Raw genomic sequence first — 15,150 nt, forward strand, 5'->3', positions numbered from 1 at the left:
TCTTCAGCCCCTTATTCTTCTAGTGGTGGAAGCGCGCCAGGCGCCTCGGCCTCGTATTCCAATTTGTTTTGCCAATCCAAAACCATCATTGAGAAATATGCCCAAGCCGCAAAGATAGATGTTACTAAGACCACCCCGCGAACCGGCCAAGTAGGCACGCGCAGAGCTCCCTCGCCCTCATATTCGCCAATCCGATACGCATCCCAGAAAGATGGATACGTACTCTGAATAATGCCAATAAACACACTAAAACCAAGTAAGCAGGTAATGGTTCTCAATACTTTTCGCCCCAATGGAGGCAACGCATCTGAGAAAATCGAGGTACGCAACATTGACCCTGAATATATCGCCAACGGGATCTGTAGAAAGGCAATGGAAACGATCGAATTCTGTAAAATCTCCTTAGTCCCCGGCAACGGCTGATTGAAAATAGTTCTACCCATTACGTCGATAAAGATGAGTACAGCCAGGCCAATGACCCATACAGATGAAACTAGGTGGATTGCTTTAGCAACGGAAACCGACTTTAGCATCTTTCCTGCGCACCTCCCCTTGCACATCTCAATAGCGATAAGGCTATCTAATTAGGAATTTGGGTCAAGAAATAAATTAGCGAGCGATAAATAATCTCAAAGCTTGACGGACGAGGATTTCTGTATTGAACTAAACTAGTGTTTAGCGATCGATAAATTAAGGCGAGTAAGAAACCCGCCACTCAACCATAGATAACTTCGATGGCAAGCAAATAGGGAGAATGAAATGCATCACAACCGACTATCAATTGCCAGCCTTTTGGCAGCTACAGTGTCAACTATTGCTGCAACCAGTGCAGCTGCTGAAACGTTTACGCTACGCATCGGAGCGGGGCATCCAAATGGCCCTGCCGCTTACGTGGCGGATGTTGCGAATGTGTTCGTACCAGAAGTCGTTAGACGGGTTGCGGAAGAAACTGACCACGAAATCGAGTTTGTGGAAGGTTATGGCGGTGCTATTGCTGGGGTAGCTGAAACGCTAGAAGCCGTTCAGAATGGCATTTTGGACATTGGTGCTTACTGCATTTGCTTCGAACCCGCCAAATTGTTCCTTCATAACTTCCCATACTACGCTCCATTTGGACCTCAAGACTCTGCAGACGAAATGCGTGCAGTACGAGCCGTATATGATCAAGTGCCTTGGTTGACTGAACAATTTTCATCAGAATATGGCCAAGAGCTTCTAGGGCTTCACGGCTGGGACAACTATCACCTCGGGACTACAGACCCATGGGAGACCGTGGACGATTTGCAAGGAGTGAAAATCGGAGGCGCAGGACCCAACTTGCCTTGGCTTGAATTTGCAGGTGCCATCCCTGTTCAATCGACCTTGCCAGACGGGTACTTGTCGCTACAAACTGGTGTATACAATGGATGGCTGATGTTCCCATCAGCTTATCTTGGCTTCAAATTTCACGAGCCCGCGCCATACTATACATTGATTGGCTTCGGAGCGATGGGCGTAAACGCGCTAACAGTGAACGAGCGGAGCATGGCAAGACTTCCAGAAGAAGTACAAGCCATTATTCGTGAAGTAGGCCAGCTGTACGAAACACAAGCCGGTGAAACATTGAACGCACGCCAAGCCTCTGGCATGGCTGGGCTTCGTGACGCTGGAGCTACAATAACTGAGCTTTCTCAAGAGGCTCGTGCAGGTTGGGCGGCTTCTCTCGCATCTTTCCCATCACAACAGGCGGCAGATGCAGATGGTCGAGGAATGCCTGGCTCAGAGGTTATGGCGGCTTATCTCGAAGCGGTGGCCGCTACCGGTTACGAATGGCCATACGAGTACAGTCTTGACTAAGCTTCACAAAAAGGGGGCGAAAGCCCCCTTTTTTTGTGACTTGGCGAATTATCCCACCATCGAGATGCATAAATGTTGAACAACCGAATTCCATACACTGCCATTGTTGATCGTCCCAAACTATTGTTACCCAATAAGAAAAAGATGGCTGTTTGGGTTATCCTAAACGTAGAACATTGGTCTATCGACAAACCCATGCCAAGAACTGTCCTGCCACCACCGATGGGAAAACCGCTCATTCCTGATGTGCCCAACTGGTCTTGGCATGAGTACGGAATGCGGTCGGGCTTCTGGAGACAGTATCAAGCCCTAGTGGAACGCAAAATCCCAACAACTTTAGCAATCAACGGCAATGTATGCGTTTCCTATCCCAGAATTGCTTCTGCCGCTCTTGAAGCAGGTTGGGAATTCATGGGTCATGGATTTTTACAGGGGCCAATGCATAACCTAGCAGACCAAGAAAAAGAAATATGTAAAGCTCTCGACACTATAGAACAATTTTGTGGCAGACGCCCCACGTCATGGGAAAGCCCTGGATTAACTGAAACCACTGAAACCGTTGATCTATTGAGAAAGCACGGAGTGAAATACATTGCAGACTGGGTTATTGATGACTTGCCAGAAATAATTGACACACCGCATGGGACGATGACTACAATTCCGTACACAGTCGAAACAAACGACATAACGGTCTATGCGTTGCAAGCGCATCGGTCACAAGAATTTTTCGATCGTGGGAAAGATCAATTCGATCGACTTTATGCTGAAGCAGAAAATAACGTGCGAGTGATGGCGATTTCCATTCATCCATATATTACGGGTGTACCTCATCGCATCAAGTACCTCGAGGCGTTACTAGATTATATAGGAAGTCATGAAGAGGTTGAATGGATGACCGCCAGCCAAATTGGTGACTGGTACGGGAACGAATTACAACGGCTTTCGGGAAAATAGTTTAAGCGGTTTGGGCCATTAGTCCTGGCCCAAACCAACATCAATTGTCTGCCGTTGTTTCTGCCAAGGCAGAAAGAATGCGATCCGGTGTCATTGGCATTTGATAGATTGTTACTCCCATATGACGGAGAGCATCGTTCACAGCGTTCATAACGGCAGCCGGTGCACCTCCAGTACCGGCTTCACCAGCTCCTTTAGCACCCAAAACAGAAGATTTGGTGGGTGTTTCTATGTGTGCCACATGAATATCCGGCATCTCCGACGCCATCGGTACAAGATAGTCTGCCAAGGACGTATTCAATAACTGTCCTTCGTCCGAATAAAGACACTCTTCGTATAAGGCGCCACCAATTCCTTGAACCACTCCGCCTCTAATTTGTTCATCAACCAAAAGGGGATTAATCACGCGACCGCAATCTTCGACAGCCCAGAAATCCAAAACTTTCACGAACCCAGTCTCAATGTCCACCTCTACGTGTGCGGCCATAGCTCCGTTAGTAAAAACAAATGGCGCATCAGTGACGCGATAATGACGTGTCGCAACAAGTTCTGGCTTGGCTTCATCAGGTAACTCGTTACCACGATAATAAACAGTCCGGGCCAAATCGGATAAGCTTAGCTTCTCAACGAAAGTCTTGGCATCCACGATCTGTCCGTTTTTGATGTCAAGATTGGTTGGCTTGGCTTGCAATATGACAGAGGCTGCATCCAAAATCTGCTCTTTTAGCGCATTTGCAGCTAACAAGGCAGCTTCACCACCAATACCTGCGCCGCGAGATGCCCACGTTCCACCGCCATACGGTGTGGTTTTTGTATCGCCGGTGCTAACTTTAACTCGAGCCAGATCTACACCTAACACATCTGCTACAATCTGGGCGAGTATGGCATTAGTTCCTTGGCCTTGCTCGGTGACTGACGATGATACATGAATACCGCCTCCAGCATCTAGTCTGACAGTCGCCCCATCTTGACTGGCAATTGGAGCTCCGCCAATCCCATAAAACATTGGGCTTGGGTTCGTAACTTCCACCATGGAAACAAATCCAATACCCCTGAATACTCCATCTTTACGCTGCTCTAATTGGTCAGCGCGCAGGCCGTCATAATCCATCATTTCGATAAGTTTGTTCAACGCGGCCTGATGCGACAACTCATCTAATTTCATCCCAGATACACTGGTGCGCGGATAGGAGTTGTCAGCCATCAAATTAATGCGGCGCACTTCGACCGGATCCATTTGAATTTGAGCCGCCGCCTCTTCAAGCAGGCAGTCGCAGATAGCCATAGCAATTGGATGCCCCACAGCACGATATTGGCACATCAAATTTTTATTTTGAAAAACTACCTTTGATGTTGCTCGATAATTCGGGATGACATACGGGGCACCGGTCAGGTTCAGTACCTGATTAGCTTCAATCGCAGATGTCCGCGGGTACATCGAATAAGGCCCTATCCCAGTCACGTCGTCAAATTCTAAACCAACAATTTGACCGGAGGCACTAACGGCCATTCGCGCATCAACCACATGATCTCGCGCATGAATGTCAGACATAAAGCTCTCGTAGCGATCTGCGGTGAATTTTATCGGGCGCCCCAAGAGCTTTGCTATTGCGGCAACAGCGACTTCATCGCCATAGGTGTGCACCTTAATCCCGAAAGACCCGCCAACATCCTGTGAGATAACTCGAACGTTCTCTTCCATAAGGCCAAGATGCTTGGCAAAAATAAACTGCATCATATGCGGCGCTTGGCCAGAATACCAAACCGTCAACTGATCATCAGATGGGTCATATTCTGCAATACTCGTTCGAGGTTCTAAAGTAACGCCCGTATGTCGCCCGAACTTGAACTTCTTTTTTACAACAAAATTTTCAGGATTACTGAACGCGTTCGATACATCGCCTACGTCAACTGTACGTTGCCAAGCGAGATTAGAGTCGTAGCCTTCGTGAATTACGGGACAACCCTCATCGAGTGCCTTTTCCATATCAACCACTGCTGGCAGTTCATCATATTCTATCTCAACAAGTTCTGCCGCATCTTCTGCCTGCGCTCTTGAGTGAGCAAGGACAACAGCTACTGGCTCTCCTTGCCACTTCACATAGTCAATGGCTACTGGCGCCTGTGGAGGGGACCTCAGACCCGCCAAGTGACTTAGAACTCCGACATATGGCTCGACAACGTTTTCTAAATCTTTGCCAGTAAAAACATTTACTACACCATCTGCATCCATCGCTCTGGATGCATTTATTGAAACAATTTTACCGTGGGCAATTGGCGATCGTATGAAATACGCGTGGAGCATTCTAGGAAGTTGAATATCGTCAACAAACCTTCCGCGTCCGTGCAGTAAACGCTTCGCATCTAAACGTGCTTCAGGCTGACCAATTAATTTAGTCGGTTTATCGAAATCGAACTTAACGCCAGTCATGTTTCAGCACCCACCTGTATTACATCACAAATCGCATCAACGATTGATTGATAACCAGTACATCTGCAGTAATTCCCTGATAAGTGCTCGCGAATTTTTTTGCGATCTGGCTCTCCAATTTTCTCAATATATTCAACGGCTGATGCGAGCATGCCAGGTGTACAGTAGCCGCATTGGAGTGCATTTCGTTTCAAAAAGGCATCTCGCAATGCTGATACCGGTCCACTGTCAGCTAGTCCTTCAATCGTGGTTACCTCGAGATCATCCACTTGGACAGCTAGCATCAGGCAGGAACGAACAGTTTGACCATTAACACGCACGGTGCATGCTCCACATACACCATGTTCACAACCTACATGAGTACCAGTCAGCCCCAGATCATTTCTTAAAAAATCTGACAGATTTGTGCGTACGGCAACGTCTCGTTCAATTCGCTCACCATTAACCATCACTTTGATTTTTTTAGTCTGCCCCATTTACATCGCCTCCAAAGCGCGGCGCACACACACAGTCGCAAGCCGCCGTTTTGTGTCCTGAGAATTGTGCAAATCAGAATCAAAAATTAAATCAGACAACGCTTCACTAGCGCCGCGAATTTTCCGTTTATCAGTACGAGCGACACCCACTAGGCTCTCTTCAACAGACTTTGCACGCAGCGGGCGATCAGAGACACCAAACAACACAACTTTAGGGGCGTTAAATGCTTCAGATGGGCGACTGTCATCGGAAATGCAAACGCCTGCTATTGCGTAATCTCCATGCCTTCTTGCCAACTCATAAAACCCAGTGCTCAGCGACTTAGAAGAATTTGGTATAAAGACCGACAAAACCAACTCATCGTCTTTCCGGTCAGTAAGATAGAGCCCTTGAAAAAATTCATCCGCCAACACAAATCTGGTGCCTCGTTGGGACGCCAGCTCAACACTGGCCCCTAGAGCCATTAACACCGCAGGCATTTCCGCGGCAGGATCAGCAAGCGCCACACTTCCGCCAATCGTTCCTCGATTTCGTATCGCTGAATGAGCTATATGAGGCAGAACGCTATCAAAAACCTGCGAAAACTCTGACACCAGAGCTGACGCTCCTAACTCGCTGTAGGTGACAGTGGCGCCGATGCGAAGGCCATCATCTACGGCCACAATCTCTTTCAAGGCTTTCAACCCACTCAAATCAATCAGCGTTTTCGGAGCCGCGAGCCTAAAATTCATCATCGGCAACAAACTCTGGCCTCCCGCCAGAAACGCCTTTTCGTCAGCATCTTGCGCAACTATAGCGAGTGCCTCAGATATTTCCGTGGGGCGTTCGTAGGTAAACTCTGACGCTTTCATAGGTCTTCCCTTAAATCAGCATTACACCACAAATTTGGTTGCACAGCTCGGCGTCTGTCAATAACAATTTATCAAACTATAAACTAATCCATGGCTATCAAGGAAGGACTTCCGATGGCAATTCGTCCCAAAACCACCATTCAAATGTCGCTCACAGGGTCTGGACAAACTCACGCGCGCACGGTCGTTAAAACGAGAGATGTAACCGCTTTAATAGACGAACCAATGATCAGGGGCGGAACAAATCTGGGCCCGAGCCCAACTGAAACCTTCATGGCATCGCTGATCGGTTGCACGAATGTAATTTCCAGCCGCATAGCCCAAAAGATGGGGCTAGTGTGGCAAAACTTAGAGGTAGAACTGTCCGCAGAATTTAACCGCCTCGGCACAATGTTGGAGGAGGAAGTTGAGCACCCTTTTGCCAACATCGTTATGGATATTTCAGTAGAAACAAACGCATCGGAGCAAGAACTCGAAAAGTTAAAAAGCGATCTGTCAAAATTTTGTCCAATCGCGAAGGTGATCCGGAACAGTGGCATCACCATCACAGAAAACTGGTCAACTAAATCGATTTAAATCAGAGGTTTACACTATGGACACCAAACCAACGCCTGGGAACTTTGCTCCCAATCTAGAATTAAAACTTATCGGCGGCGAAACATTTAGCCTTAAAAGCAGCAAGCCACAACTGATTGACATGCTTGTGTTCTACAGGGGCTATCATTGCCCACTTTGCAAGGATTTTCTGCATAAATTAAATGGACTAGCAGGCGCATTTTTAGAAGCTGGCGCTAACGTTGTTGCCGTGTCTATGGACACCGAAGAACGTGCCCAAAAATCAAAAGAAGAATGGGGATTAGACAACCTTTCCATTGCTTATGGGCTTTCGGAAGAAGCGGCACGCGCTTGGGGCTTGCACATCACAGAATCTATTAAAGAAGTTGAACCTCAAACATTTAGCGAACCTGCTTTATTTTGGGTTCTTGCGGACAAGAAAATATATCTAATGGATGTTGCAAGTATGCCTTTTGCTCGCCCCGACCTAGAACTGCTACTTGCTAAGGTTCCGGCTATCACAGCTGGATACCCCGCTAGAGGAACTAAATAACATCATCTTGCGGCGCCACTGCCATGGATGGCGCCGCCCTTATTTGCTAATTTAAATTGTGTTTACGAATGGCCACAAGTTGGTGTGTCCATGCTTGAATACTGTTTTCAATGACAAATGACTTATCAGGGTGCACAGCCATATTGTATATCAAGAGGCGTACACCGTAATAAAAAATTCCTCCATGTATCGTCCAACCAAATTCTATTTCATCATCACTCGGCGGCATTTGGTCTACATGATATTCTGCTAAAATTTCTCGCGTAATTACTTCAATGAGGTTCTGACGAATAAAAAGCAAATATTCACGATTCAGACCAATTCCTTTCAAGCCCGAAAATAAAAAGATGCGCATCCAGTCGTCTCGGAAAATCACATCAGTATATTGGGTGTAAAATAAATTCAGGCGATCTTTAATTGACTTACTCCTGTCTATTAACAAATCATTCCACTCATCACGCCACCTTTGAAGATAAACAGCCTCGTAAACCTCACGGATTAAATCCTCCTTTGAGGGAAAATATCGATATAGAAGAGGCTGCGTGACGCCCAAACTACGGGCTAAATCACGGGTCGAACTCTCAAAGCCCTCTTTTGCAAAGAATTGAACAGCTTTTTCGACAAACTGTTCTCTACGTTCATCATACGGCAATCTCTGCCTTACAGGTTTATTTGGCATAATAGTCTCAAATTCAAACTTCAATCCAACCAGAGTTGTCTTTTAAGCGATGCTTGACCTTCACCCGATCTGAGAGTGACTGCTCGATAAAACAACCCTTGGTTGCAGCCTGTATCAATGCAATTTTTTCAGAAACATTAACATCTGTGTCCATCTCGATGTCCAATGTAAACAACTCTGGCATAGAAACATAAGGCTTATTACCTTCTTGTTCAGCACTCCAATGCAATTTGGTGTTCACTTTCAAATCATGTATTTGAACATCCAACCTTTTCGCAAAAGCTCTCAGTTGTGTCATCAAGCATCCAGTAAGAGCTGCCGTGAATAACGCGAGTGGCGGTGGCGCTGTGCCGTCTCCCCCATGGAAAGGCCCTTCATCAGTCGCCAGCTCAAAATGCTCATTCATCATGGGCCAACTGACAGCGATGTCATTGCGCATCTTACCAGTCGCAACTCCAACACCTTCAAAAATCACACTAAATTTTTTTAAACTTCCAGCCACAAGCTCAACTCCACATTAACACAATCATAAATTATTCGGCGATTGACCCCCACAAAGTAACAGTCAACCGCGATGCATTTTGCTCGATTGACAAATTTTACAGCTTATTTTTCAATTGATAAATAGTGGAGGATCAAAGGAAGCCATAAATGCCTAAGTTCACACGTGATTACATTTATCAAACCGCTAAGGAGCTCTCCAATTGGGGACGTTGGGGCACTGATGACCAGATTGGCACCCTCAATAACATCTCACCAGAAGATGTTGTTGAAGCTGGCAAGCTCATACGAAAAGGCCGGGTATTTGCTTTAGGCCTGAACCTTAAAGAGCAGATCCAGTCTGGGCTTTTTGGCGGCCGGTGGAACATGATTCATCAGATGCTCGCCACCGGCACTGATGCTGCAATTGGAGCTCAAGACGGCGACGGTAAAGCCTACTTGCGTTATGCTGATGACGCCATCAACTTACCATGCCAAGGATCTACGCAGTGGGACGCCCTCTGCCATATTTTCTTGGACGACAAAATGTACAACGGGTTTCCTGCCACGGACGTGACAGTACAGGGCGCAAAAAAGCTTGGCATAGAGCATGTACGAGACAAGATGGTCGGGCGCGGAGTCTTGCTCGACATAGCGCGTTGGAAAAATCAAGAATTTTTACAAGATGGTTATGCAATCACGCCTGAAGACCTAGACGAGTGCGCCAGTGCACAGGGCGTTAAAATCAAAAAAGGAGACTTTGTAATCGTTAGAACGGGCCAACAAGAGCGCTGTCTGAAAACCGGTGACTGGACTGGATACGCTGGCGGCGATGCTCCTGGCTTAAGCTTTGAAACAGCTCGTTGGATAAAAACAAAGGATATCGCCGCAATATGCGCTGATACTTGGGGTTGTGAAGTCCGACCCAACGAAACAGATGAGGCGAACCAGCCCTGGCATTGGGTGGTTATTCCTGCAATTGGCATCTCAATGGGCGAAATTTTTTACGTGAAAGAATTGGCACAAGACTGCGCCGAAGATGGCGTGTATGAATTCTTTTTCAGCGCACCTCCACTTCATATTCCTGGAGCCGCAGGCTCGCCGATCAACCCTCAGGCTATAAAATGATTACGCTCTGGGGAAGAGGAAGCTCTGCTAATGTTCAGAAAGTTATGTGGGCATTAGCAGAGCTCAACTTACAATTTCGCCACGTTATAGTGGGAGGACCTTACGGAGGCACCACCTCAGAAGAATTTAAATCACTTAACCCAGTTGGCAAAATCCCTGTTTTTCAGGACGATAATATCACTCTCTGGGAGAGCCATGCCATATTGCGATATTTATCTCGCAAACATGGAAGACACCTTTCCATAAAGGAAATTGATCAACCTTTCGTTGATCAATGGCTTGACTTCACAGCAACCTGCTTCTTTCCACCATTTGTCGGCTTGTTCTGGCAATTGGTTCGCACTCGTCCAAGTGACCGCTCGCAAGAGTTAATAGCTCTGCATACAAATAATTTAGGCGCCGCTTTGGACATAATTGACGAACAGCTAAGGAAAAGCAGGTGGTTGGCAACAAATACATTCACGATTGCCGATATTGCAGCCGGCGTAACCATGGAAAGGTGTTTAGAGATCATCGATCTACACCAAAACCGACCGAACCTCACAAGATGGCACGGCAAACTAGCTTCTCGTGAGGCTTACAAAACGGTAGTTGCGACGTCCTACGAAGAGCTACGTGCTAAATAAAAACTATTGACGCTAAAAATCAGCTGTAGCTGTCAAGCGGACAATTTCATCTTCAAAGGGGTGAGAGGCTCCATCCAGGTTTCCTTTTGGATCTTCGCCTTGCACAAAACTTCCCAAACGCTGAGACCGGGCATTTATCATCGACGCAATTGGACGCCTTGCAGCGTCATAGGCCTCAAACGCCTCTTCAATGGTTCGGTTGGCGCGCAGACAACTCGAAAGACAAAGCGCGTCTTCTGCCGCTTTTGTTACACCCATTCCGACGTGCGGACGAATTAATGCGGCAGCATCGCCTAATAAGCAAACATTGGCGCAACAAAAGCGTGGAGAGACATAATCATAAATCGGCGCGAGAAAGGGACTAGCCGCGCATTTGAATGCTTCAGAAAACATCCAAGGCAAGTCCACCTCTGCTGCCATCAATGCGCAATCTACAACTTCACGACGAACCAAAGGCGGCGGTATTGAAATCTCATGGACTTTGCCACTTTCATCCGTCAGTAAATCGACAAGCTCATCGTGGGATGTGGGCTTATACCAAACAATATTATATCTTCTCGATCCTTTATTCGTCTCATTGTGGAACCCTGGTATTGGATATCCAATCACCTGGCCTCTGTTGGGTATAAAAAAGGAAAAATCGTCAAAAAAAGCATCTCGAAGATTGGGCTCGATCAACGTTTCGTCTACAACGGCTCGCCAAACAACATAGCCAGAATAAGCTGGCGCTGGGCGCTCAACAAATTTGGACCTAACCGCTGATCTATAGCCATCCGCACCAATCAGTGCATCAAACTGTTGAACCGAGCCATCAGACAAATGGACGTTGACTTTGCCTGCTACGTTCTCCCAGTTTAAGACGCTTGTGTCGGTGAAATAGAGCTCACGCGGCAGCCGTGCGTGAAGCAACGAATAGATCATATCCCAACTTGTAACTAGTTGTGGAAACTCGCGCTCTGAGACAATCTTACCAAACTTATCGAAGACCCGACGAGAGCGTACCTCCACGCCTATATCTTGCAATGATACCCCAATAGATCCAAGAGCTTTCAGCAACGGCTCGTGCGTGACAATGCCAGCCCCTCTGCCTGAAAGGGCGCTTCTAACTTTTTCGAAAACGGTAACCCGCCATCCAGCTTCGGCCAAAGCCAGTGCAGCAAACAAACCACCTATAGATCCGCCAGATACAGCAATGTGACCGCGCATTCGACTGAATGTTTCCCAATTATGATAACTATGCTAACTTTATCACACGATAATTTAGTAACAATGGTATCTCAAGAATGTCTGATAATTTTGACCAAGAAAATAATACTGACGCCAACATTTGGTCCAGCTGGACAGCCGATCTGAAACAGGAACTGGACCGCAACGCGGGTAAAAATGGCCGAGTAGGATCTGAACTCGTCAGTACTACTGATCGAGTTAGAATTTGGTTGATATCGCTCCATCCCGGCCAAAGGTTAGAGTTTCATACCCATGTACTAGACTACTTCTGGACTGCTACGAGCAGCGGCAAAGCTAGATCTCGTTACTCAGACGGTCGCCTGGTTGAAATGGAATACACAGTGGGCCAAACACAGCATCATAAATTTAAGTTTGGCGAGTCAATGACACATGATCTCGAAAATATCGGTGAAAACGTTTTGAGCTTCACCACAGTAGAATTTCTTGACAGCCCAAACTCTCCTTTAAATATATAAATTAAATCTCAAGTATGATGCTCTAGAAGGTTTGCATAAATGCTATAAAAAATAAATTATAAATATTTCGAGTAGAGGCATTTCAAACAATACGTGCCTTAACGCCTGAACATTGTTTTCGAAACTTTCCGCGTACTCTCTGCACGCCCAAGAACCAGTGACCACTCGAATGAATAACGAAGAAAAAAAGACCGGCTGGCTAGAAAACTTTCCAGTTTTATTATTTACGGTAATTATGGGGTATTCAGGTTTGACCCTCGCTCTTCAGATAGCAGGCGAGGTCTACTTAAGTAAGATCACACTACTAATTACTACGTGTCTGTTTTTACTTATCCTGCTAATTTATATAATGAAAATTATAGTATGCCGAAATTCGGTAATCCATGAATGGCAGCACCCAATAAAAATTTCTTTTTTTCCAGCTATTTCTATCTCTATCCTCTTACTTTCAATGCTTTTTAAGACATTCTCAATCGAAATCGCGACGATCTTATGGCTAGTGGGCATAGCCGCTCAAACGCTCTTAGCTCTTTCGGTACTGGCAAATTGGATCGGCAATCGTCCTTACGAAACCATACATATTTCTCCTGCTTGGTTTATCCCCACGGTAGGAAACATCATTGCTGCAGCCGGCGGCGTCGATTTGGGATTCATACAAATTTCGTGGATATTTTTTTCAGCAGGAGTGATATTTTGGATATTATTGCTAACGTTAGTATTTAATCGCTTAATCTTTCATGATCCACTTCCAGAACGGATGGTTCCCACGCTAGCAATTCTAGTCGCCCCCCCTGCCGTCACTTTTCTGGCATGGATAAAGTTTAATGGTGGAAACGTTGATAGCATGGCGCATGCAATGTATGGAGCTAGCCTTGCGTTCTTGGCGTTAACTCTTACTCAGGCCAGGCTACTTATTAAACTTGCATTCTCTTTATCTTGGTGGGCCTTGAGCTTTCCCTTTGCGGCGCTTGTTTCGGCAACCATGATCTATGGAACAGCACTGAATAGTCAGCTTCACCTACTACTAGGGAGAGCCGGCGTATTTCTTCTTTTCTTGCTCATCGTTGGGCTGTCATTACGTACTGTGTTAGCGTTCTTTCGCAAAGAAATTTGTATGCCTGATTGAACGACCCCGCATTTGCGTCGGAAGCCATTCCTTTAATACGCGAATTGATCGACCGAGTTGATCTGCGCCATACTCCTGATGGTTGGGAAGTCGTGCTGCACGGTCAGTTGGCCGCTTTGTTCAATGTCGCTCTATCAGACAAAAAACAGGCTCACCCTGTTACGGATGAGCCTTGTTTTATTGGTTCGACAAAAGTGGTTGCGGGGGCAGGATTTGAACCTGCGGCCTTCAGGTTATGAGCCTGACGAGCTACCGGGCTGCTCCACCCCGCGCCAATATACAGGCCCCAAGGCTGAAAGTTCAGGCAATTTGGGGCTGCATCGTTAGAGAGATCGGTGTTCGTGTTTCTTACTAGGTTTGGCGGTGACCTACTCTCCCACGTCTTAAGACGCAGTACCATTGGCGCAGTGGCACTTAACGGCCGGGTTCGGAATGGAGCCGGGTGTTTTGCTCACGCTATGACCACCAAACCGAGAAAGAAACACAAAACATCCAAGTCAGCACACCTGAGTGTGATGCTTTCATCAATCCTAGAGGCCAAACCTGGCTTCTACTGGATCAAATCAAGCCTATCGGGCAATTAGTACCAGTCAACTGAACGCATTGCTGCGCTTACATCTCTGGCCTATCGACGTGGTGGTCTTCCACGGCCCTCAGGGATACCTTGTTTTGAGGGGGGCTTCCCGCTTAGATGCCTTCAGCGGTTATCCTGTCCGATCATAGCTACCCTGCACTGCTGCTGGCGCAACAACAGGTCCACCAGTGGATCGTTCACCCCGGTCCTCTCGTACTAGGGGCAACTCCTCTCAAGTATCCTACACCCACGGCAGATAGGGACCGAACTGTCTCACGACGTTCTAAACCCAGCTCACGTACCTCTTTAAATGGCGAACAGCCATACCCTTGGGACCTGCTCCAGCCCCAGGATGAGATGAGCCGACATCGAGGTGCCAAACGATGCCGTCGATATGGACTCTTGGGCATCATCAGCCTGTTATCCCCGGCGTACCTTTTATCCGTTGAGCGATGGCCCTCCCACTTGGGACCACCGGATCACTATGACCGTCTTTCGACTCTGCTCGACTTGTCAGTCTTGCAGTCAGGCTGGCTTCTGCCATTGCACTCAACGAGCGATTTCCGACCGCTCTGAGCCAACCATCGCGCGCCTCCGTTACTCTTTAGGAGGCGACCGCCCCAGTCAAACTACCCACCACAGAGGGTCCCGGACCCGGATAACGGGCCGCGGTTAGACATCAAGCAAAGCAAGGGTGGTATCTCAAGGGTGACTCCACAGGAACTGGCGTCCCTGCTTCAAAGTCTACCACCTATCCTGCACATGCTTGGCCTGATGCCAATCTGAAGTTGTAGTAAAGGTGCACGGGGTCTTTCCGTCTAACCGCGGGAAGCCTGCATCTTGACAGGCAATTCAATTTCGCTGAGTCGATGTTGGAGACAGCGGGGAAGTCGTTACGCCATTCGTGCAGGTCGGAACTTACCCGACAAGGAATTTCGCTACCTTAGGACCGTTATAGTTACGGCCGCCGTTTACCTGGGCTTCAATTCGGAGCTTGCACCCCTCCTTTTAACCTTCAGGCACCGGGCAGGCGTCAGACCCTATACGTCGTCTTGCGACTTCGCAGAGCCCTGTGTTTTTAGTAAACAGTCGCCACCCCCTGGTTTGTGCCCCCGGATCCAAGTTGCCTTGAACCCGGGCCTCCTTCTCGCGAACTTACGGAGGTATTTTGCCGAGT

Annotated in this window: 15 protein-coding genes, 1 tRNA gene and 2 rRNA genes (1 of these 18 running past the window's edge); 8 read left to right on the forward strand and 10 right to left on the reverse strand. The window is 47.3% G+C overall.

The window, feature by feature from the left end; genetic code table 11:
• Positions 1–11: 11 nt before the first annotated feature.
• The gene (locus AAC622_RS09715) at positions 12–533 is read right to left on the reverse strand and encodes a TRAP transporter small permease (protein WP_340255123.1); all 522 of its coding nucleotides are present in this window, start codon (positions 531–533) and stop codon (positions 12–14) included.
• 226 nt (positions 534–759) lie between these two features.
• Here AAC622_RS09715 and AAC622_RS09720 point away from each other — a divergent pair, with 226 nt between their 5' ends.
• Both AAC622_RS09720 and AAC622_RS09725 read left to right on the forward strand, forming a co-directional pair.
• On the forward strand, positions 760–1,836 hold the full coding sequence (locus AAC622_RS09720) for a C4-dicarboxylate TRAP transporter substrate-binding protein (protein ID WP_340262044.1): 1,077 nt from the start codon (positions 760–762) through the stop codon (positions 1,834–1,836).
• Positions 1,837–1,908: 72 nt separating this feature from the next.
• Positions 1,909–2,790, forward strand: a complete 882-nt coding sequence (locus AAC622_RS09725; protein WP_340262046.1) for a polysaccharide deacetylase family protein — start codon at positions 1,909–1,911, stop codon at positions 2,788–2,790.
• Positions 2,791–2,830: 40 nt separating this feature from the next.
• Here the strand turns inward: AAC622_RS09725 and AAC622_RS09730 are convergent, their stop codons facing one another.
• The 3 genes from AAC622_RS09730 to AAC622_RS09740 are packed head-to-tail and all read right to left on the reverse strand — an operon-like array spanning position 2,831 to position 6,549.
• Positions 2,831–5,221 (reverse strand): xanthine dehydrogenase family protein molybdopterin-binding subunit, encoded by a 2,391-nt coding sequence (locus AAC622_RS09730; RefSeq protein WP_340262047.1) that lies wholly within the window; start codon positions 5,219–5,221, stop codon positions 2,831–2,833.
• Positions 5,218–5,697: a (2Fe-2S)-binding protein gene (locus AAC622_RS09735; protein ID WP_340262049.1), complete on the reverse strand. Its 480-nt coding sequence runs from the start codon at positions 5,695–5,697 to the stop codon at positions 5,218–5,220. Before AAC622_RS09735 ends, AAC622_RS09730 begins: the two co-directional genes overlap by 4 nt.
• Positions 5,698–6,549: an FAD binding domain-containing protein gene (locus tag AAC622_RS09740; protein WP_340262051.1), complete on the reverse strand. Its 852-nt coding sequence runs from the start codon at positions 6,547–6,549 to the stop codon at positions 5,698–5,700.
• 114 nt (positions 6,550–6,663) lie between these two features.
• Between AAC622_RS09740 and AAC622_RS09745 the strand changes: the two genes are divergently transcribed.
• Positions 6,664–7,125 (forward strand): OsmC family protein, encoded by a 462-nt coding sequence (locus AAC622_RS09745; protein ID WP_340262053.1) that lies wholly within the window; start codon positions 6,664–6,666, stop codon positions 7,123–7,125.
• 16 nt (positions 7,126–7,141) lie between these two features.
• A complete protein-coding gene (locus tag AAC622_RS09750; RefSeq protein WP_340262055.1) occupies positions 7,142–7,657 on the forward strand; it encodes a peroxiredoxin-like family protein in 516 nt (171 codons plus the stop codon).
• Between the two features lie 46 nt (positions 7,658–7,703).
• Here the strand turns inward: AAC622_RS09750 and AAC622_RS09755 are convergent, their stop codons facing one another.
• Positions 7,704–8,336, reverse strand: coding sequence for a TetR/AcrR family transcriptional regulator (locus tag AAC622_RS09755; protein WP_340262057.1), 633 nt, complete (start codon positions 8,334–8,336; stop codon positions 7,704–7,706).
• 13 nt (positions 8,337–8,349) lie between these two features.
• Positions 8,350–8,838 (reverse strand): OsmC family protein, encoded by a 489-nt coding sequence (locus tag AAC622_RS09760; protein WP_340262059.1) that lies wholly within the window; start codon positions 8,836–8,838, stop codon positions 8,350–8,352.
• Positions 8,839–8,987: 149 nt separating this feature from the next.
• On the opposite strand from AAC622_RS09760, the gene AAC622_RS09765 reads away from it, so the two are divergent.
• Together AAC622_RS09765 and AAC622_RS09770 are read left to right on the forward strand one after the other, a co-directional pair.
• Positions 8,988–9,944 carry a cyclase family protein gene (locus tag AAC622_RS09765; protein ID WP_340255093.1) on the forward strand — a complete coding sequence of 319 codons (957 nt, stop codon included), beginning with the start codon at positions 8,988–8,990 and terminating at the stop codon, positions 9,942–9,944.
• Positions 9,941–10,570 (forward strand): glutathione S-transferase family protein, encoded by a 630-nt coding sequence (locus AAC622_RS09770; protein ID WP_340262061.1) that lies wholly within the window; start codon positions 9,941–9,943, stop codon positions 10,568–10,570. The genes AAC622_RS09765 and AAC622_RS09770 overlap by 4 nt, the downstream gene beginning before the upstream one ends.
• Positions 10,571–10,582: 12 nt before the next feature.
• On the opposite strand, the gene AAC622_RS09775 is transcribed toward AAC622_RS09770, so the two are convergent.
• Positions 10,583–11,776: an FAD binding domain-containing protein gene (locus tag AAC622_RS09775; protein ID WP_340262063.1), complete on the reverse strand. Its 1,194-nt coding sequence runs from the start codon at positions 11,774–11,776 to the stop codon at positions 10,583–10,585.
• Positions 11,777–11,853: 77 nt separating this feature from the next.
• Between AAC622_RS09775 and AAC622_RS09780 the strand changes: the two genes are divergently transcribed.
• Both AAC622_RS09780 and AAC622_RS09785 read left to right on the forward strand, forming a co-directional pair.
• Positions 11,854–12,273 carry a hypothetical protein gene (locus AAC622_RS09780; protein WP_340255085.1) on the forward strand — a complete coding sequence of 140 codons (420 nt, stop codon included), beginning with the start codon at positions 11,854–11,856 and terminating at the stop codon, positions 12,271–12,273.
• Between the two features lie 169 nt (positions 12,274–12,442).
• Positions 12,443–13,399: an SLAC1 anion channel family protein gene (locus AAC622_RS09785; protein WP_340262065.1), complete on the forward strand. Its 957-nt coding sequence runs from the start codon at positions 12,443–12,445 to the stop codon at positions 13,397–13,399.
• A gap of 195 nt (positions 13,400–13,594) precedes the next feature.
• Here AAC622_RS09785 and AAC622_RS09790 read toward each other — a convergent pair.
• The 3 genes from AAC622_RS09790 to AAC622_RS09800 form a co-directional block, all read right to left on the reverse strand.
• Positions 13,595–13,671: transfer RNA gene (locus AAC622_RS09790), tRNA-Met, on the reverse strand.
• Positions 13,672–13,754: 83 nt separating this feature from the next.
• Positions 13,755–13,869, reverse strand: a 5S ribosomal RNA gene (gene rrf, locus AAC622_RS09795).
• An 89-nt stretch (positions 13,870–13,958) separates the two neighbouring features.
• Positions 13,959–15,150: ribosomal RNA gene (locus AAC622_RS09800) — 23S ribosomal RNA — on the reverse strand; it runs 1,640 nt beyond the window's last position.

This window comes from Roseobacter sp. HKCCA0882, assembly GCF_037805225.1.
In the GTDB taxonomy this organism is placed as follows: domain Bacteria; phylum Pseudomonadota; class Alphaproteobacteria; order Rhodobacterales; family Rhodobacteraceae; genus M30B80.